General features: G+C 38.4%; 11 protein-coding genes, 3 tRNA genes and 5 rRNA genes. All 19 read right to left on the bottom strand.

Annotation, left to right across the window (positions count from 1 at the left end):
* Nucleotides 1-66 precede the first annotated feature (66 nt).
* Nucleotides 67-2,963 (bottom strand): 23S ribosomal RNA (locus ACTG48_RS00095).
* Nucleotides 2,964-3,274: 311 nt separating this feature from the next.
* Nucleotides 3,275-3,350 (bottom strand) — tRNA-Ala (locus ACTG48_RS00090).
* A 55-nt stretch (nucleotides 3,351-3,405) separates the two neighbouring features.
* Nucleotides 3,406-4,908: ribosomal RNA gene (locus tag ACTG48_RS00085) — 16S ribosomal RNA — on the bottom strand.
* Between the two features lie 110 nt (nucleotides 4,909-5,018).
* A tRNA-Ile gene (locus tag ACTG48_RS00080) sits at nucleotides 5,019-5,095 on the bottom strand.
* An 11-nt stretch (nucleotides 5,096-5,106) separates the two neighbouring features.
* Nucleotides 5,107-5,195: transfer RNA gene (locus tag ACTG48_RS00075), tRNA-Leu, on the bottom strand.
* Between the two features lie 5 nt (nucleotides 5,196-5,200).
* Nucleotides 5,201-5,317 (bottom strand): 5S ribosomal RNA (gene rrf, locus ACTG48_RS00070).
* Nucleotides 5,318-5,517: 200 nt separating this feature from the next.
* Nucleotides 5,518-8,414: ribosomal RNA gene (locus ACTG48_RS00065) — 23S ribosomal RNA — on the bottom strand.
* A gap of 282 nt (nucleotides 8,415-8,696) precedes the next feature.
* Nucleotides 8,697-10,199: ribosomal RNA gene (locus tag ACTG48_RS00060) — 16S ribosomal RNA — on the bottom strand.
* The 16S, 23S and 5S rRNA genes sit together here with 3 tRNA genes alongside, the layout of an rRNA operon.
* 181 nt (nucleotides 10,200-10,380) lie before the next feature.
* Complete coding sequence (locus ACTG48_RS00055) at nucleotides 10,381-11,154, bottom strand: SigB/SigF/SigG family RNA polymerase sigma factor (RefSeq protein ID WP_021386626.1); 774 nt, start codon at nucleotides 11,152-11,154, stop codon at nucleotides 10,381-10,383.
* The gene (locus tag ACTG48_RS00050; protein ID WP_021386612.1) at nucleotides 11,154-11,561 is read right to left on the bottom strand and encodes an ATP-binding protein; all 408 of its coding nucleotides are present in this window, start codon (nucleotides 11,559-11,561) and stop codon (nucleotides 11,154-11,156) included. Before ACTG48_RS00050 ends, ACTG48_RS00055 begins: the two co-directional genes overlap by 1 nt.
* Nucleotides 11,562-11,564: 3 nt before the next feature.
* Nucleotides 11,565-11,882: an STAS domain-containing protein gene (locus ACTG48_RS00045; protein WP_021386566.1), complete on the bottom strand. Its 318-nt coding sequence runs from the start codon at nucleotides 11,880-11,882 to the stop codon at nucleotides 11,565-11,567.
* Nucleotides 11,883-11,893: 11 nt separating this feature from the next.
* Nucleotides 11,894-12,154, bottom strand: a complete 261-nt coding sequence (locus ACTG48_RS00040; RefSeq protein WP_021386594.1) for a hypothetical protein — start codon at nucleotides 12,152-12,154, stop codon at nucleotides 11,894-11,896.
* Entirely contained in the window at nucleotides 12,154-12,450 is a 297-nt protein-coding gene (locus tag ACTG48_RS00035; RefSeq protein ID WP_021386570.1) for a YtxH domain-containing protein, read from the bottom strand. Before ACTG48_RS00035 ends, ACTG48_RS00040 begins: the two co-directional genes overlap by 1 nt.
* Before the next feature lie 68 nt (nucleotides 12,451-12,518).
* Complete coding sequence (gyrA, locus tag ACTG48_RS00030) at nucleotides 12,519-14,945, bottom strand: DNA gyrase subunit A (RefSeq protein WP_021386572.1); 2,427 nt, start codon at nucleotides 14,943-14,945, stop codon at nucleotides 12,519-12,521.
* Nucleotides 14,946-14,964: 19 nt separating this feature from the next.
* Nucleotides 14,965-16,866, bottom strand: a complete 1,902-nt coding sequence (gene gyrB / locus ACTG48_RS00025) for a DNA topoisomerase (ATP-hydrolyzing) subunit B (protein WP_479917847.1) — start codon at nucleotides 16,864-16,866, stop codon at nucleotides 14,965-14,967.
* The gene (recF, locus tag ACTG48_RS00020; RefSeq protein WP_021386574.1) at nucleotides 16,867-17,982 is read right to left on the bottom strand and encodes a DNA replication/repair protein RecF; all 1,116 of its coding nucleotides are present in this window, start codon (nucleotides 17,980-17,982) and stop codon (nucleotides 16,867-16,869) included.
* Between the two features lie 16 nt (nucleotides 17,983-17,998).
* On the bottom strand, nucleotides 17,999-18,205 hold the full coding sequence (gene yaaA, locus ACTG48_RS00015) for a S4 domain-containing protein YaaA (protein ID WP_021386627.1): 207 nt from the start codon (nucleotides 18,203-18,205) through the stop codon (nucleotides 17,999-18,001).
* Nucleotides 18,206-18,342: 137 nt separating this feature from the next.
* On the bottom strand, nucleotides 18,343-19,449 hold the full coding sequence (gene dnaN, locus ACTG48_RS00010; protein ID WP_021386621.1) for a DNA polymerase III subunit beta: 1,107 nt from the start codon (nucleotides 19,447-19,449) through the stop codon (nucleotides 18,343-18,345).
* A gap of 241 nt (nucleotides 19,450-19,690) precedes the next feature.
* Entirely contained in the window at nucleotides 19,691-21,010 is a 1,320-nt protein-coding gene (gene dnaA, locus ACTG48_RS00005; protein ID WP_021386592.1) for a chromosomal replication initiator protein DnaA, read from the bottom strand.

The following is a 21,010-nucleotide window of genomic DNA, read 5'->3' as shown; positions in this document are numbered from 1 at the left end:
CTAGTTTCTTTAGAGTTAGCACTCTAAAAACTACACATATATTTTACTGAATGAACATCAAATAATTTGGTCAAGTCCTCGACCTATTAGTATCGATAAGCTAAATACATTGCTGCACTTACACCTTCGACCTATCAACCAGATAGTCTTTCTGGGGTCTTACCCTTGCGGTGGGAAATCTTATCTTGAAGTTGGCTTCGCGCTTAGATGCTTTCAGCGCTTATCCATTCCGTACATAGCTACCCAGCCATGCCCTTGGCAGAACAACTGGTACACCAGAGGTACGTCCATCCCGGTCCTCTCGTACTAAGGACAGGTCTTCTCAAATTTCCTACGCCTGCGACGGATAGGGACCGAACTGTCTCACGACGTTCTGAACCCAGCTCGCGTACCACTTTAATGGGCGAACAGCCCAACCCTTGGGACCTACTACAGCCCCAGGATGTGATGAGCCGACATCGAGGTGCCAAACCTCCCCGTCGATGTGGACTCTTGGGGGAGATAAGCCTGTTATCCCCAGGGTAGCTTTTATCCGTTGAGCGATGGCCCTTCCACGCAGAACCACCGGATCACTAAGTCCGATTTTCATCCTTGCTCGACCTGTATGTCTTGCAATCAAGCTCTCTTTTGCCTTTACACTCTACGTACGATTTCCGACCGTACTGAGAGAACCTTTGAGCGCCTCCGTTACCTTTTGGGAGGCGACCGCCCCAGTCAAACTGCCCACCTGACAGTGTCCCAAGACCAGATTCATGGCCTATGGTTAGAGTCCCAGTACTACAAGGGTGGTATCCCAAGGATGGCTCCGCCAAAACTGGCGTCCTGGTTTCAAAGCCTCCCACCTATCCTGTACATGTAGTACCAAGACCCAATGTCAAGCTACAGTAAAGCTCCATGGGGTCTTTCCGTCCTGTCGCAGGTATCCGGCATCTTCACCGGAATTACAATTTCACCGAGTCTGTTGTTGAGACAGTGCCCAAATCGTTACGCCTTTCGTGCGGGTCGGAACTTACCCGACAAGGAATTTCGCTACCTTAGGACCGTTATAGTTACGGCCGCCGTTTACTGGGGCTTAAGTTCACTGCTTCGATTGCTCTAACAGATCCCCTTAACCTTCCAGCACCGGGCAGGCGTCAGCTCCTATACATCGTCTTGCGACTTAGCAGAAACCTATGTTTTTGGTAAACAGTCGCTTGGGCCTATTCTCTGCGGCCACCGGATGGTGGCACCCCTTATCCCTAAGTTACGGGGTCATTTTGCCGAGTTCCTTAACAACAGTTCTCTCGCGGGCCTTAGGATACTCTCCTCACCCACCTGTGTCGGTTTGCGGTACGGGTACCTTTAACCTCGATAGAGACTTTTCTTGACAGTGTGAAATCAGCTACTTCGCTACTAAATTTCGCTCCCCATCACATCCCAGCATTATCAAAGCGGATTTACCTACTCTGACTGCCTCAATGCTTGGGCACACATAACCAACAGTGTGCTTAGCTTATCCTACTGTGTCATCCCATCTCTCAAACGGTTATCGGTAGTACAGGAATATCAACCTGTTGTCCATCACCTACGCCTTTCGGCCTCAGCTTAGGTCCCGACTAACCCAGGGCGGACGAACCTTCCCCTGGAAACCTTGGGTTTACGGCCTGTGGGATTCTCACCCACATCTCGCTACTCATGCCAACATTCTCACTCCCATACTGTCCACATGTCCTTACGGTCATGCTTCAACCCGTATGGGAAGCTCCCCTACCCATCATAATGATGCCGTAGCTTCGGTAGTAAGTTTTAGCCCCGGAAATCTTCGGCGCAGGATCACTCGACCAGTGAGCTATTACGCACTCTTTGAATGAGTGGCTGCTTCTAAGCCAACATCCTGGTTGTCTGTGCAATCCCACATCCTTTACCACTTAACTTACATTTAGGGACCTTAGCTGACGATCTGGGCTGTTGCCCTTTCGACTATGAATCTTATCACCCACAGTCTGACTCCCAAGTATAAGATGACGGCATTCGGAGTTTGATAGTCTTCGGTAGGTGCAATACCCCCTAGGACATTCAGTGCTCTACCTCCGTATCTCTCACCTTGAGGCTAGCCCTAAAGCTATTTCGGGGAGAACCAGCTATCTCCGGGCTCGATTGGAATTTCACCGCTACCCACAAGTCATCCCCGAGCTTTTCAACGCTCGTGGGTTCGGACCTCCACGAAATTTTACTTTCGCTTCATCCTGCTCATGGGTAGGTCGCCCGGTTTCGGGTCTACGTCAAGTAACTGAACGCTCAGTTAAAACTCGCTTTCGCTACGGCTCCACACCTTAAGTGCTTAACCTTGCTACTTAACGTAACTCGTTGGCCCGTTCTACAAAAAGTACGCGGTCACACAAGAAATGTGCTTCCACAGCTTGTAAGTGCAGGGTTTCAGGTTCTATTTCACTCCCCTCCCGGGGTTCTTTTCACCTTTCCCTCACGGTACTATACGCTATCGGTCACTAGGTAGTATTTAGCCTTGGAGGGTGGTCCCTCCTGCTTCCCACAGGGTTTCACGTGTCCCGTGGTACTCTGGATCATATCTGAAGTTTTCTCGTTTAACATACAGGACTATTACCTTCTGTGGTGGGTCTTTCCAAACCTCTTCAATTACGATACCTCTTCGTTATGATATGTCCGCAACCCCAATAAAGAAAACTTTATTGGTTTGGGCTATTCCGCGTTCGCTCGCCGCTACTTACGGAATCGAATTTCTTTCTCTTCCTTCAGGTACTTAGATGTTTCAGTTCCCTGAGTTCCCCTCATTAAGCTATGTATTCACTTAATGATACTTAGACATTACTCTAAGTGAGTTTCCTCATTCGGAAATCTTCGGATCAAAGTTTACGTGCAACTCCCCGAAGCTTATCGCAGCTTATCACGTCCTTCATCGGCTCCTAGTGCCAAGGCATCCGCCCTGCACCCTTAATAACTTGACCAGTTAAAAAGGTTTGATAGATTAAAGTCTATCAACTTGATAATTTTTAAAAGTTATCAGCTTTATATATTACAAATTAGATGTCATATCACTAAATATATATGCAGTTTTCAAAGTGCTAACGCACAACGCCAACGGATAAATCCCGTTGCTTAAAGTGCTAACGCACGTCGCCAACAAACAAACTTCACATTCGTTCAGTTTATTCTGTTGCTTAAGGTGCTAATGCACAAGGCTTGTATAAAAATAAGCTTAAAGTGCAATGTAAGAGTCTACTAGATAAATCAAAGATTTAAGTAATATGCTCTTAAATGGTGGAGATGAGGAGAGTCGAACTCCTGACCCCTTGCTTGCAAGGCAAGTGCTCTCCCAACTGAGCTACACCCCCAAATATGAAGTTCATAAAGAACTTTCAAAATTAAACAGTAGGCAATTCTCCTTAGAAAGGAGGTGATCCAGCCGCACCTTCCGATACGGCTACCTTGTTACGACTTCACCCCAGTTATTGATTCCACCTTCGACGACTTCTTCCAAAAGGTTAGATAATCGGCTTCGGGCGTCTCCAACTCCCGTGGTGTGACGGGCGGTGTGTACAAGACCCGGGAACGCATTCACCGCAGCATTCTGATCTGCGATTACTAGTAACTCCAGCTTCATGTAGGCGAGTTTCAGCCTACAATCCGAACTGAGAGTAGCTTTAAGGGATTAGCTCCACCTTACGGCTTGGCAACCCTCTGTACTACCCATTGTAGCACGTGTGTAGCCCTAAGCATAAGGGGCATGATGATTTGACGTCATCCCCACCTTCCTCCAGGTTATCCCTGGCAGTCTCTCTAGAGTGCCCAACTTAATGATGGCAACTAAAGACAAGGGTTGCGCTCGTTGCGGGACTTAACCCAACATCTCACGACACGAGCTGACGACAACCATGCACCACCTGTCACCAATGTCCCCGAAGGGAAGTCTCCGATTAAGGAGATGTCATTGGGATGTCAAGCTTAGGTAAGGTTCTTCGCGTTGCTTCGAATTAAACCACATGCTCCGCTACTTGTGCGGGTCCCCGTCAATTCCTTTGAGTTTCACTCTTGCGAGCGTACTTCCCAGGCGGAGTACTTAATGCGTTAGCTGCGGCACCGAGGGGGGTAACCCCCGACACCTAGTACTCATCGTTTACAGCGTGGACTACCAGGGTATCTAATCCTGTTTGCTCCCCACGCTTTCGTGCCTCAGCGTCAGTTACAGTCCAGAGAGCCGCCTTCGCAACTGGTGTTCCTCCTAATATCTACGCATTTCACCGCTACACTAGGAATTCCACTCTCCTCTCCTGCACTCAAGTCTCCCAGTTTCAAGAGCTTACTACGGTTGAGCCGTAGCCTTTCACTCCTGACTTGAAAGACCGCCTACGCACCCTTTACGCCCAGTAAATCCGGATAACGCTAGCCCCCTACGTATTACCGCGGCTGCTGGCACGTAGTTAGCCGGGGCTTCCTCCTCAAGTACCGTCATTATCTTCCTTGAGGACAGAGTTTTACGACCCGAAGGCCTTCATCACTCACGCGGCGTTGCTGCATCAGGCTTTCGCCCATTGTGCAATATTCCCCACTGCTGCCTCCCGTAGGAGTTTGGACCGTGTCTCAGTTCCAATGTGGCCGATCACCCTCTCAGGTCGGCTACTGATCGTCGCCTTGGTAAGCCGTTACCTTACCAACTAGCTAATCAGACGCGGGTCCATCCTGTACTGGCTCACCTTTGATATTTAAGAGATGCCTCTCAAATATGTTATCCCGTATTAGCATACCTTTCGGTATGTTATCCGTGTGTACAGGGTAGGTTACCCACGCGTTACTCACCCGTCCGCCGCTCTTTACCGAAGTAAATCGCTCAACTTGCATGTGTTAGGCACGCCGCCAGCGTTCATCCTGAGCCAGGATCAAACTCTCAAATAAAAGTTTATCAGGCTCAGATACTATTGTTATCAAAATATCTGGCTTTATGGTTTGTTTCTTGTTTTATAAATTAACCTACTGTTTAATTTTCAAAGTTCTTTAAATTATTGTGGTGGGCCATCAGGGACTCGAACCCCAGACCTACCGGTTATGAGCCGGGCGCTCTAACCAACTGAGCTAATGGCCCACAATAATTTGTGGTGCCGAAGACCGGAATCGAACCGGTACGAGAGGTAAGTCCCGCAGGATTTTAAGTCCTGTGCGTCTGCCAGTTCCGCCACTTCGGCACATCACCTGGCTATGTCCTACTCTCCCAGGCAGTTTCCCACCAAGTACCATCAGCGCTAGAGAGCTTAACTTCTGTGTTCGGAATGGGAACAGGTGTATCCTCTCTGCTATTATAACCAGATTATTGTCTAAATTTTCATTTAACTTTTTTCTAAGACAAGTATTATAATAACATCTTTGTCTTATTATGTCAATACTTTTTTTATTCGATTTTTTAGTTTATAAAACTACTAAAAATCTATAATTTTTGACAAGTTTAAACATATAGAGTTAGCACTCTAAAAACTACACATATATTTTACTGAATGAACATCAAATAATTTGGTCAAGTCCTCGACCTATTAGTATCGATAAGCTAAATACATTGCTGCACTTACACCTTCGACCTATCAACCAGATAGTCTTTCTGGGGTCTTACCCTTGCGGTGGGAAATCTTATCTTGAAGTTGGCTTCGCGCTTAGATGCTTTCAGCGCTTATCCATTCCGTACATAGCTACCCAGCCATGCCCTTGGCAGAACAACTGGTACACCAGAGGTACGTCCATCCCGGTCCTCTCGTACTAAGGACAGGTCTTCTCAAATTTCCTACGCCTGCGACGGATAGGGACCGAACTGTCTCACGACGTTCTGAACCCAGCTCGCGTACCACTTTAATGGGCGAACAGCCCAACCCTTGGGACCTACTACAGCCCCAGGATGTGATGAGCCGACATCGAGGTGCCAAACCTCCCCGTCGATGTGGACTCTTGGGGGAGATAAGCCTGTTATCCCCAGGGTAGCTTTTATCCGTTGAGCGATGGCCCTTCCACGCAGAACCACCGGATCACTAAGTCCGATTTTCATCCTTGCTCGACCTGTATGTCTTGCAATCAAGCTCTCTTTTGCCTTTACACTCTACGTACGATTTCCGACCGTACTGAGAGAACCTTTGAGCGCCTCCGTTACCTTTTGGGAGGCGACCGCCCCAGTCAAACTGCCCACCTGACAGTGTCCCAAGACCAGATTCATGGCCTATGGTTAGAGTCCCAGTACTACAAGGGTGGTATCCCAAGGATGGCTCCGCCAAAACTGGCGTCCTGGTTTCAAAGCCTCCCACCTATCCTGTACATGTAGTACCAAGACCCAATGTCAAGCTACAGTAAAGCTCCATGGGGTCTTTCCGTCCTGTCGCAGGTATCCGGCATCTTCACCGGAATTACAATTTCACCGAGTCTGTTGTTGAGACAGTGCCCAAATCGTTACGCCTTTCGTGCGGGTCGGAACTTACCCGACAAGGAATTTCGCTACCTTAGGACCGTTATAGTTACGGCCGCCGTTTACTGGGGCTTAAGTTCACTGCTTCGATTACTCTAACAGATCCCCTTAACCTTCCAGCACCGGGCAGGCGTCAGCTCCTATACATCGTCTTGCGACTTAGCAGAAACCTATGTTTTTGGTAAACAGTCGCTTGGGCCTATTCTCTGCGGCCACCGGATGGTGGCACCCCTTATCCCTAAGTTACGGGGTCATTTTGCCGAGTTCCTTAACAACAGTTCTCTCGCGGGCCTTAGGATACTCTCCTCACCCACCTGTGTCGGTTTGCGGTACGGGTACCTTTAACCTCGATAGAGACTTTTCTTGACAGTGTGAAATCAGCTACTTCGCTACTAAATTTCGCTCCCCATCACATCCCAGCATTATCAAAGCGGATTTACCTACTCTGACTGCCTCAATGCTTGGGCACACATAACCAACAGTGTGCTTAGCTTATCCTACTGTGTCATCCCATCTCTCAAACGGTTATCGGTAGTACAGGAATATCAACCTGTTGTCCATCACCTACGCCTTTCGGCCTCAGCTTAGGTCCCGACTAACCCAGGGCGGACGAACCTTCCCCTGGAAACCTTGGGTTTACGGCCTGTGGGATTCTCACCCACATCTCGCTACTCATGCCAACATTCTCACTCCCATACTGTCCACATGTCCTTACGGTCATGCTTCAACCCGTATGGGAAGCTCCCCTACCCATCATAATGATGCCGTAGCTTCGGTAGTAAGTTTTAGCCCCGGAAATCTTCGGCGCAGGATCACTCGACCAGTGAGCTATTACGCACTCTTTGAATGAGTGGCTGCTTCTAAGCCAACATCCTGGTTGTCTGTGCAATCCCACATCCTTTACCACTTAACTTACATTTAGGGACCTTAGCTGACGATCTGGGCTGTTGCCCTTTCGACTATGAATCTTATCACCCACAGTCTGACTCCCAAGTATAAGATGACGGCATTCGGAGTTTGATAGTCTTCGGTAGGTGCAATACCCCCTAGGACATTCAGTGCTCTACCTCCGTATCTCTCACCTTGAGGCTAGCCCTAAAGCTATTTCGGGGAGAACCAGCTATCTCCGGGCTCGATTGGAATTTCACCGCTACCCACAAGTCATCCCCGAGCTTTTCAACGCTCGTGGGTTCGGACCTCCACGAAATTTTACTTTCGCTTCATCCTGCTCATGGGTAGGTCGCCCGGTTTCGGGTCTACGTCAAGTAACTGAACGCTCAGTTAAAACTCGCTTTCGCTACGGCTCCACACCTTAAGTGCTTAACCTTGCTACTTAACGTAACTCGTTGGCCCGTTCTACAAAAAGTACGCGGTCACACAAGAAATGTGCTTCCACAGCTTGTAAGTGCAGGGTTTCAGGTTCTATTTCACTCCCCTCCCGGGGTTCTTTTCACCTTTCCCTCACGGTACTATACGCTATCGGTCACTAGGTAGTATTTAGCCTTGGAGGGTGGTCCCTCCTGCTTCCCACAGGGTTTCACGTGTCCCGTGGTACTCTGGATCATATCTGAAGTCTTCTCGTTTAACATACAGGACTATTACCTTCTGTGGTGGGTCTTTCCAAACCTCTTCAATTACGATACCTCTTCGTTATGATATGTCCGCAACCCCAATAAAGAAAACTTTATTGGTTTGGGCTATTCCGCGTTCGCTCGCCGCTACTTACGGAATCGAATTTCTTTCTCTTCCTTCAGGTACTTAGATGTTTCAGTTCCCTGAGTTCCCCTCATTAAGCTATGTATTCACTTAATGATACTTAGACATTACTCTAAGTGAGTTTCCTCATTCGGAAATCTTCGGATCAAAGTTTACGTGCAACTCCCCGAAGCTTATCGCAGCTTATCACGTCCTTCATCGGCTCCTAGTGCCAAGGCATCCGCCCTGCACCCTTAATAACTTGACCAGTTAAAAAGGTTTGATAGATTAAAGTCTATCAACTTGATAATTTTAAAAAGTTATCAGCTTTATATATTACAAATTAGATGTCATATCACTAAATATATATGCAGTTTTCAAAGTGCTAACGCACAGCGCCAACGGATAAATCCCGTTGCTTAAAGTGCTAACGCACGTCGCCAACAAACAAACTTCGCATGCGCTCAGTTTATTCTGTTGCTTAAAGTGCTAATTTTGAGTATTCGTAAAAACGAACCCTCAAAATTAAACAGTAGGTAATTCTCCTTAGAAAGGAGGTGATCCAGCCGCACCTTCCGATACGGCTACCTTGTTACGACTTCACCCCAGTTATTGATTCCACCTTCGACGACTTCTTCCAAAAGGTTAGATAATCGGCTTCGGGCGTCTCCAACTCCCGTGGTGTGACGGGCGGTGTGTACAAGACCCGGGAACGCATTCACCGCAGCATTCTGATCTGCGATTACTAGTAACTCCAGCTTCATGTAGGCGAGTTTCAGCCTACAATCCGAACTGAGAGTAGCTTTAAGGGATTAGCTCCACCTTACGGCTTGGCAACCCTCTGTACTACCCATTGTAGCACGTGTGTAGCCCTAAGCATAAGGGGCATGATGATTTGACGTCATCCCCACCTTCCTCCAGGTTATCCCTGGCAGTCTCTCTAGAGTGCCCAACTTAATGATGGCAACTAAAGACAAGGGTTGCGCTCGTTGCGGGACTTAACCCAACATCTCACGACACGAGCTGACGACAACCATGCACCACCTGTCACCAATGTCCCCGAAGGGAAGTCTCCGATTAAGGAGATGTCATTGGGATGTCAAGCTTAGGTAAGGTTCTTCGCGTTGCTTCGAATTAAACCACATGCTCCGCTACTTGTGCGGGTCCCCGTCAATTCCTTTGAGTTTCACTCTTGCGAGCGTACTTCCCAGGCGGAGTACTTAATGCGTTAGCTGCGGCACCGAGGGGGGTAACCCCCGACACCTAGTACTCATCGTTTACAGCGTGGACTACCAGGGTATCTAATCCTGTTTGCTCCCCACGCTTTCGTGCCTCAGCGTCAGTTACAGTCCAGAGAGCCGCCTTCGCAACTGGTGTTCCTCCTAATATCTACGCATTTCACCGCTACACTAGGAATTCCACTCTCCTCTCCTGCACTCAAGTCTCCCAGTTTCAAGAGCTTACTACGGTTGAGCCGTAGCCTTTCACTCCTGACTTGAAAGACCGCCTACGCACCCTTTACGCCCAGTAAATCCGGATAACGCTAGCCCCCTACGTATTACCGCGGCTGCTGGCACGTAGTTAGCCGGGGCTTCCTCCTCAAGTACCGTCATTATCTTCCTTGAGGACAGAGTTTTACGACCCGAAGGCCTTCATCACTCACGCGGCGTTGCTGCATCAGGCTTTCGCCCATTGTGCAATATTCCCCACTGCTGCCTCCCGTAGGAGTTTGGACCGTGTCTCAGTTCCAATGTGGCCGATCACCCTCTCAGGTCGGCTACTGATCGTCGCCTTGGTAAGCCGTTACCTTACCAACTAGCTAATCAGACGCGGGTCCATCCTGTACTGGCTCACCTTTGATATTTAAGAGATGCCTCTCAAATATGTTATCCCGTATTAGCATACCTTTCGGTATGTTATCCGTGTGTACAGGGTAGGTTACCCACGCGTTACTCACCCGTCCGCCGCTCTTTACCGAAGTAAATCGCTCAACTTGCATGTGTTAGGCACGCCGCCAGCGTTCATCCTGAGCCAGGATCAAACTCTCAAATAAAAGTTTATCAGGCTCAGATACTATTGTTATCAAAATATCTGGCTTTATGGTTTGTTTCTTAATATAAATTAACCTACTGTTTAATTTTCAATGTTCGTGTTTATTTCTTTTTCCTTTTTTCAAGGACAAGTAATACTATACCATCTTTAAAACAGTAGGTCAATACTTTTTTTATATTTTTTTATAAATTTTTCTCATATTCCTTTTTTAGCTTTTCTACTACCTTTTTTTCTAGTCGAGAAACAGTCATCTGAGATATCTCTAACTCCTTAGCTATACTAGATTGTGTTTTATCAAAGAAAAATCTGTCTTTAAATATTTTTACTTCTAATTCATTCAAAGTTTTAATAAACTTATTAATAAAATCTTCATACTCTATACTTCCAAAGTTACCTTCTTCTTTTCCTATCTTATCAATAAGAGTTATGTCTTTATCTTCTGAATCATCATTACTTGATGAATCTAAAGACATAGGTTGATATCCATAGGAAGCTTCCATAGCCTCTAGAACATCTTCTTCACTGACTCCAATGTAATCAGCTATATCTTTTACTTTTGGATGCTTTTTATTTTCTTGTTCTAGTTTAATTTTTGCATCACTTATCTTTTTGCTTAGTTCCTGTATTCTTCTTGGTACTCTAAGTGTCCAAACTTTATCTCTAAAATATTTTTTTATTTCTCCTACTATAGTTGGTGTTGCAAAACTGGAGAATTCAAATCCTTTTTCAACATCATATCTATCAATAGCATAAATTAACGCTAATGAAGCAACTTGATATATATCTTCAAAATCAACACCTTTATTTATATACTTCTTAGCTAACAATCTTGCTAAATACAGATGCCTTTCAATAAGAATATTCCTAATATCTACATTTTTATTTTTATTATATAAATTAAATAGCTCTTTTGTATCCATATTTAGGTAATGTGTAGCATTAGCTACATTTTTCATTAAATATCAACTCCTAAATATTTAGTCATTTTTATTTTTGTTCCCTGGTTATGTTCTGATTCAATATCTACATCATCCATTAAAGTTCTAATTATAAATAGTCCAAGACCACTCTCTTTTGGATTCTCTAAATCTGGTGTACTTATTGAGCTAACATCATATCCTTTTCCATTATCCTGAATTTCTATATTAATTGCATTATCTAAAATATTAAATACTATATTGAACACATCATCTTTACTATGCTTTATTGCATTTGTACATGCTTCTGATACTGCTACCTTTATATCTTCTATATCATCTATTGGAAATCCCATCTTATTAGCAATTCCAGACGCTGTTAATCTTATTATACTAACATAATCTGGATTTGTAGTAATTTCCATCTTTATAGTCTCACAAGCCAAAGTCTATCCCTCCACTTTAAATATTTTATCTAGACCTGTTATAGTAAAAATCTTTCTGACATTACTCTTAGGATTTACTATGTATATCTCTTTTTCGTTTATCTTTAATTTTTTCAATACACCTATCATAGCTCCTAAACCTGTTGAATCTATATAATCTAAATCTTTAAGATTAATTTTTACATCTAACATATTTTTTTCTATCAAGTTATGCAAATGTTCCTTTAGTTTATCTGCTGTAGAAACATCAAGTTCTCCATCAAGACAAACATTCCAAAATTTATTTTGAGAATCTAAATTTGACTCTATATTCATAGACATGTAAAAACCTCCTATTTCCTCTTAATAATTTTAAATATATTTCCTATACTCATTATTTTATTAATTACATAAACTATATCATCTATTCCCTTTGATATTGATGATGCATTTTCAACAATATCCTGTATATGTCTTTCATTATAATCTACAATCTTATAAGCCTTTTCAACAACCTTATTTAGGCTATTTAGAGTTTTAGCTAAATAAATTGCTACTATAAGAGCAGAACTACCTACTAACACTGCTCCAATCTGCCACCCCCATGCATTCATTAGTTAACATCTCCCTCGTCATCAAAGCTTTTACTTATTACTATATCTTCTTCAGAAATCTTTATATCTTCTTCATTATTATCATCATCTACTAAATTTATTATTCTCTCTTTGACATCATTAAATGTTTCATGTAGAACTTCTTTTGGATTTTCTTTCACATCATTAAACTTCTCTTTTGTTTCTTTTCTTAATTCAGAACCTTTTTTTGGTGCAAAAAACAGACCAAATACAAAACCTAAAATAGCTCCTATTAATAAAAATCCACCTTTTTTACAACTTTTTTTATTACACATAACAACTACTCCTTTCAATTTTAAATTTTTATCTAAGTACATTATACAAAAAGAATAGGATATTTATCCTATTCTTCTTCAATATTTATTTTGGCAATCGAAACTACATTGACTTCATCATTAGTTTTCATTAATTTAACACCACTTGTGACCCTTCCAAACAGTGATATCTCATTAACTCTTATTCTAATAAGAACTCCATCAGAATTTATAATCATTATCTCATCATCTTCATTAACCATATCTGCACCTACAATTGTGCCAGTCTTCTCAGAGATATTATAAGTTTTAATTCCTTTACCAGCTCTTATTTGGCTTCTATATTCTTCTATATTTGTTCTTTTTCCAAAACCATTTTTACTTACAACTAATACATCTGTACCTTTACTACAAAGGTTCATAGACACAACAAAATCATCTTTACTTAAAGTTATACCTTTTACACCCATTGCTGTTCTACCCATATATCTTATATCATTTTCATCAAATCTTATAGACATACCATCTTTAGTAACTAAAAGTACTTCTTGTTTTCCATCTGTAAGTTCTACTCCAATAAGTTCATCATCATCTCTTAAACCTATAGCAATAAGACCAGATTTATTTATATTTCTAAACTCTTCTCTCTTAGTCTTTTTAACAATACCTTTTTTTGTTGTAAGTAGTAAGTATTCATTTTCATCATTGCCATCTATAGGTATCAATGTAGCAATTTTTTCATCTGCTGATAATTGAAGTAAATTCACTATAGCAGTACCTTTAGCTTGTCTTTTACCTTCAGGTATTTCATATGCATTTAGTTTAAACACTCTACCTTTATTTGTAAAGAATAACAGTCTACTATGAGTAGTTGTAGTTATTAAATGTCTTACAAAATCTTCTTCTCTAGTTGTAAGTGCTGAAATACCTCTTCCACCTCTTTTTTGACTCTTATAAGTATCAGATGGAAGTCTCTTTATATATCCAAAGTGAGTAAGAGTTATTGCTATTTCTTCATCACTTATAAGATCTCTCATATCTATTTCGCCTTCAGCATGTCTTATCTCTGTTCTTCTCTCATCAGAATAATTCTCTTTTATTATTGTAATTTCATCTTTTATTACATTTAAAAGTAATCTTTCATCAGCTAAAATTTCTTTTAATCTATTTATCTTCTTAATTAACTCTTCATATTCAGCATCTATCTTATCTCTTTCTAAACCTGTAAGTCTTTGAAGTCTCATATCTAGTATAGCTTGAGCTTGAATTTCAGTTAACTTGAATTTTTCTATTAAGCCTTGTTTAGCCTCTTGACCTGTTTTTGAAGCTCTTATCAGGCTTATAACTGCATCTATATTATCTAAAGCAATTTTTAATCCTTCTAAAATATGTGCTCTTGCTTCAGCTTTATTTAATTCAAATTTAGTTCTTCTTGTAACAACATCTTCTTGATGTTTAATATAATGAAATAATATTTGCTTAAGATTTAAAACTCTTGGTTGTCCATCTACAAGTGCAAGCATTATTATACTAAAAGTATCTTCCATTTGAGAATGTTTATACAGATTATTTAATACTATATTAGCATTAGCATCTCTCTTTAATTCTATAACAATTCTCATACCATTTCTATTACTTTCGTCTCTTAAATCTGATATACCTTCTATTCTTTTTTCTTTAACTAACTCAGCTATTCTCTCAACTAATTTAGCTTTATTTACTTGATAAGGTATTTCTGTAACTATTATTTGTTGTTTTCCTTTTGGAAGTTCTTCTATAAAAGCCCTAGATCTAACTTTAACTTTTCCTCTTCCAGTTCTGTATGCTTCTGCGATACTCTCTTTCCCCATTATAATTGCAGCTGTAGGGAAATCTGGACCTTGCACAAATTTTATTAAATCATCTACACTACACTCTGGATTATCAATTAAATATATCGTTGCATCAATTACCTCAGCTAAGTTATGTGGAGGTATTGAAGTTGCCATACCAACAGCTATCCCATTAGAGCCATTTACTAATAAATTAGGATATCTTGCTGGTAGTACTGAAGGCTCTTTTAATGACTCATCAAAGTTTGGTTTAAAGTCTACAGTTTCTTTTTCTATATCTCTTAATAACTCTAATGATAATTTACTCATTTTGGCTTCTGTATAACGCATAGCTGCTGGTGAATCTCCATCAACAGAACCAAAGTTACCATGACCATCTACTAAAAGTGCTCTAGTTGAAAAGTCTTGAGCCATTCTTACCATTGCATAATAAACAGCAGTATCTCCATGAGGGTGGTACTTACCTAAAACGTCCCCAACAATACGAGCTGATTTTCTGTAAGGTTTATCTGGAGTTAAATTTAATTCACTCATTGAGTATAATATTCTTCTATGAACTGGCTTTAAACCATCTCTAACATCAGGAAGAGCACGTCCAGCTATAACACTCATCGAATAATCAATATATGACTTTTTCATTTCTTCCGCTATTTCAATAGGGAGTATTTTGTTATTTTCTTCCATGTATACTAATCCCCTCTCTCTATATATCTAAGTTTCTAACAAATCTTGCATTTTCTTCTATAAATTCTTTTCTTGGAGCTACTTTATCACCCATAAGCATTGAAAATACTTCATCTGCAATTGCAGCATCTTCTACAGTTACTTGTAATAAAGTTCTTGTATCAGGATTCATAGTTGTATCCCATAATTGCTCTGCATTCATCTCTCCAAGACCTTTGTATCTTTGAAGCTCTGCACCATTTCTTCCAATTTCATCTAATAATATATTTAATTCTTTATCTGAATAAACATAATGTTCCTTTTTTTGCTTTGTAACTTTATATAAAGGTGGTTGTGCTGCATAAACATATCCCTCATCTATAAGAGGTCTCATATATCTAAAGAAGAATGTTAATAATAAAGTTCTTATATGAGCTCCATCTACATCGGCATCGGTCATAATTATAATTTTATGGTATCTAGCCTTATCTATATCAAAATCTTCTCCAATACCACAACCATAAGCTGTTATCATATTTTTTATTTCATCTGAAGATAATATTCTATCTAGTCTTGATTTTTCAACATTAAGTATCTTCCCTCTTAATGGAAGTATAGCTTGACTATTTCTATCTCTACCTTGTTTAGCTGAACCTCCCGCTGAATCCCCTTCGACTAAGAATATTTCACTTTTAGCAGGGTCTTTTTCTGCACAATCTGCAAGTTTTCCAGGTAAAGATGTGCTTTCTAATACACTTTTTCTTCTTGTTAACTCTCTTGCTTTTTTTGCGGCTTCTCTAGCTCTTTGTGCTCTTAAAGCTTTATCAACTATGATTCTTGCTGTTGCTGGATTTTCTTCTAGGAAGGAACCAAGTTCATCAACTGTTACACTATCAACTAGACCTCTCATAAAACTATTACCTAGTTTTGTTTTAGTTTGACCTTCAAATTGAGGTTCTGGTAATTTAACTGATACTACTGCTGTAAGACCTTCTCTTATATCTTCACCAAGTAAGTTAACATCATTTTCTTTTAAAAATTTATTTCTTTTAGCATAATCATTTACAGTTTTGGTAAGAGCCGCTTTAAATCCACTTAAATGAGAACCACCTTCATGTGTATTTATATTATTTGCAAAAGAATATATGTTCTCTGTGTAACCATCTGTATATTGCATAGCTAGTTCGACAAAACAATCGTCAACCTTTTTATCTATATAAACTATGTCGTCATGTATACCAGTTCTAGATTTATTTAAATACTTAATATATTCTACCAAACCACCTGTATAGTGGAATTCTTTTCTTTTTTGTTGACCTTCCCTTTTGTCTTCAAATACTATTTTTATCCCTTTATTCAAAAAAGAAAGTTCTCTAAGTCTATACTCCAATGTTTCATATTTGAATTCTATTTCATCAAATATTGTCTCATCTGGCATGAACTGAATCATGGTTCCTTTGTCTTGTGATTCTCCAACTACTTCAAGTTTAGATGTTGGTAATCCTTTCTCATATGTCTGCTTGTATACTTTTCCATTTAAATAAACCTCTGCTAGCATCCATTTTGACAGTGCATTAACTACAGAAACACCAACTCCATGAAGACCTCCAGATACTTTGTATCCTCCGCCTCCAAACTTTCCTCCTGCATGAAGATTAGTTAGTACTGTTTCTAAAGTCGATTTACCAGTCTTAGGATGTATTTCAACAGGTATCCCTCTTCCATTGTCCTTTACTAAAACACTGCCATCTTCATTAATAGATACATATATGTCTGAACAATATCCTTGTAAAGCCTCATCTATACTATTATCTACAACTTCATAAACTAAGTGATGTAAACCTCTAGGGCTTGTACTACCAATATACATACCTGGTCTTTTTCTAACGGCTTCTAATCCCTCTAATACTTGTATCTGACTTGCACCGTATTCTTGTTTCATTTAATTTCCTCCATTCTCTATGCTAATAACATCGCCATTTTCAATATTAAATATTGTAACATCCTTTTCATCAAATATTTTTTTATGTGAAACCTCAGCACTTGTTATAAACATTTGAACATTGCTTAAATTGTTTACTAAAAGTTTTTGTCGTGCTTCATCTAACTCACTAAAAACATCATCTAAAATTAATATTGGATATTCTTCAACTTCATTTTTTATTAATTCTATTTCTGATAGCTTTAGTGATATTGAAGCTGTTCTTTGTTGACCTTGTGAACCAAAAAGTCTTGCATCTAAATCATTTATGAATATATTTAAGTCATCTTTGTGTATACCATATCTGGTAGTCTTAGATTCTATATCATTAGGTCTATTCGATGACAACTTGGCTAAAAATTTATTATATACTGTCTCTATAGTATCTTCATCAGTTATATTTATTTGATTCTTATATCTAATTGACAATTTTTCAATTCCATTAGTCAAATTCATATGCATATTCTCAGATATATTGGCTATCTTTTTTATAAAATCTCTACGCAAAATATAAATATAACTTCCATACTTTGCTAATGTATCATCATATACATCTAATAAAGCCTCATCAACATGCATGCTTTTAAGCACTCTGCTTCTTTGAGAAAGTGTTTTATTATAATTGGTAAGATATTTATAATATTTAGGCATAATCTGACTAATCTCTTTATCTATAAATGTCCTTCTCTCTTTAGGTCCTTCTTTAACCAGTCTCAAATCTTCAGGAGAGAATATGACAACATTTAAGTTGCCAAGTAATTCCTGTATTTTTTGTAAAGGGACTTTATTTATTCGTATCCCCTTTTTATCTTTTCCAATAATTAGCTCTATTAGACTATATTTATTATATTTTGAAAAACTTCCTCCAATATATAAATTTTCACTATTAAATCTAACCATTTCTTTATCTTTGTTGGTTCTGAATGATTTCCCAAAAGAGAGCATATAAATAGATTCTACTATATTTGTCTTTCCTTGACCATTTTTCCCAACAAGAAGATTTACTTTTCCATTAAATTCCAGATGCAACTTTTCATAATTTCTAAAATTAACAAGTTGCAAACTTTTAAGTTTCACAAAAAGTTCTCCTTTTTTACAATACTTTTATTTTAGTTCCTTCTATTTCAACTATATCTCCTGATTTTATCTTTTTTCCTCTTCTTAGTTCTATTTCATCATTTACTGTCACTAAACCTTCTTGAATTAAAAATTTTGCATGACCTCCAGTTGATGCAATGTCTGCTAATTTAAGAAATTGGTCCAACTTTATATATTCTGATTCTATAGTTATTTCAGTCATAATAGTTCCTCCTTGTCACTATTTTAGGCAAATTCCTATTGATACACTAAAAGTATATTATACCATAAATGTACTTATAAAAGGAGTTGTCTAATATTAGAAAAATTTTTCTACAAAAGACAACTCCTTCATGTCTGCTATATATTTGATGATATTCTTACTGGAAGTAGTAAATAAATATAATTAACATCATCTATTGGTTTAATTATACAAGGATTTACATTTGTAGTAAATTCTATAAATATTTCCTCATTATCTATATTTTTCAAACCTTCAATAAAGTATCTAGAATTGAAAGCTATATCTAGATAATCTCCATCTAAATCTATTTCAACTTCTTCATATACATTTCCTTTTTCTGTATTAGAAGTAATTGCCATTACTTTATCTCTTATAGATAATTTTATAAGATTATTTTTTTCTGATTGAGACAATAAAGATGCTCTTTCTATACTATTTAAAAGTTCTTTAGTGTTTAATTTAACTCTGCTATTATGTTCTCTTGGTAATAATTTTTTATAATCAATAAAATCTCCTTCAAGTAACCTTGTAATAATCTTTGTATCATTGATTATAAAAATAGCATTTTTTTCATTAAATCCAACTTTAACATTATCTTCTCCAGAAAGTAAGCTATTTACATCTATAAGCGTCTTTCCAGGAATTATGACTTTTATATTTTCAGTTAAACTATCCACTGAACAACTTTTTACAGCCAATCTATATCCATCAATAGCCACTAAATTTAAATTTCTATCCACAATTTCTAAAAGTTCTCCCATCAAAATAGGTTTTGTTTGGTCCTGGGAAATAGCAAATACGGTTTGTTTAATCATATTTTTTAGAATTTCTTGAGGTATGCTATATAAATCTTCTTCGTTTAATTCTGGTAGTTTAGGAAATTCTTTAGCTGCATATCCTTTAATTTTGAATCTAGAATTTACACAATTTATGTAAATATTATTTTCTGAATCTGTTTCTATTTCAACAAAAGAATCTGGTAATTTTCTAATTATATCTCCAAATAATCTTGCATCTACAACAACATCACCTTTTTCTATAATCTCTGCTTGTACATAAGTTTCTATTCCTATCTCAGCATCATACCCTGTAAGTTTTAATTGACCTTCTTCTGTAGATATAAGTATACCTTTTAATAGTTCTATAGTTGTTTTTCCATTAATAGCTTTTTGAGCAATCCCAATTCTATTTGCTAGGATTTTTTGATTACAAATTATTTTCAATGTGGATAACCTCCTTTGGCCTTTTATATAAAAAAATAAGTTAAAATCATAGTAGTAATAGTAGTAGGTGTTGTTGATAATGTTAATAAGTACGTATAACGTTATAAATACAAAGATATCAACATGTGTATAAGATGTTAATATCTTTGTTATTAGAGACTTAATTATTTGTTAATAATTTTTATTCAAAAAAGATATAAACAAGTTATCCAATAGATATAAACAGACAATTGTGTATAAATTATCCCTTTAAATCTGATATGATTTTGTCTATTTTAGTCTTAATTTCTTCGCTTTCTGCTATATCTTTAGATACCTTATCATGAGCATGAATTACTGTTGTATGGTCTCTACCCCCAAACTCTTCTCCTATTTTAGGAAGGGATAAATCAGTAAGTTCGCGCGTTAAATACATAGCTATTTGTCTAGGATAAGCTATTGAGCGTGTCCTTTTTTTAGAATTGAAGTCTTCCATTTTTATATTAAATACAGAAGATACTTTTTCTTTTATTCTAAGAACATTTATTTCTTCATTTTTAGACGTTGTTATAATATCTTTCAAAGCTTCTGTAGCAAGATCAAAAGATATCACTCTATTACTAAGAGAAGAATAAGCAACTACTCTAGTTAAGGCACCTTCTAGTTCTCTTATATTTGACTTGATATTTTTTGCTATATATGACATAACTTCATTTGGTACTTCGATGCGTTCTAGTTGAGCTTTTTTTCTAAGTATAGCAATTCTTGTTTCAAAGTCTGGTGCTTGAATATCAGTTATAAGTCCCATTTCAAATCTCGATCTTAGTCTATCTTCTAGTGTAGGTATGTCTTTTGGTGGTCTATCACTAGATATAATTATTTGTTTATTTGCCTCATGAAGAGTGTTAAACGTATGGAAGAACTCCTCTTGAGTTCTTTCTTTTCCTGCTATAAATTGAATATCATCAATTAATAATACATCTACATTTCTATACTTATTTCTAAATTCTTCGTTTTTATCATCTTTTATAGAGTTTATAAGTTCATTAGTAAATTTTTCTGAAGAAACATAAACAACTTTTGAGTCTTTTTTTTGACTAACAATGTGATGTCCTATAGCATGCATCAAGTGAGTTTTACCTAGTCCAACTCCTCCATACAAAAAAAGCGGGTTGTAAGCTTTAGCTGGAGATTCAGCAACTGCAACACATGCAGCGTGAGCAAATCTATTGCTATTACCAATAACGAACGTATCAAATGTGTATTTTGGATTTAGGTTAGGGTAAAGTACTCTATAATTTAAATCTGTACTATCAGAATTTAGGTCAGCAACCTCTTTTTCGCTCAATACAAATTTAATATTATATTTTTTTAGTGACAGCTGACTGATGGCATCTTCAATTAAATGCAAATATCTATTTTCTAAGATATCTTTATTAAAATCACTAGGAGCCAAGAGTATTAAGTCATTAAGATGTATTTTTAATGGTACGATGTTTTTAAAAAAGGTATTAAAACTTACTGAAGTTAAGTCACCTTTTATTAATTGTAGGGTTTTGTCCCATAAAGAAACTATATCCAT

It is taken from the genome of Clostridioides sp. LIBA-6822 (assembly GCF_056688955.1).
This window is presented reverse-complemented; position numbering and strand designations above follow the sequence as displayed.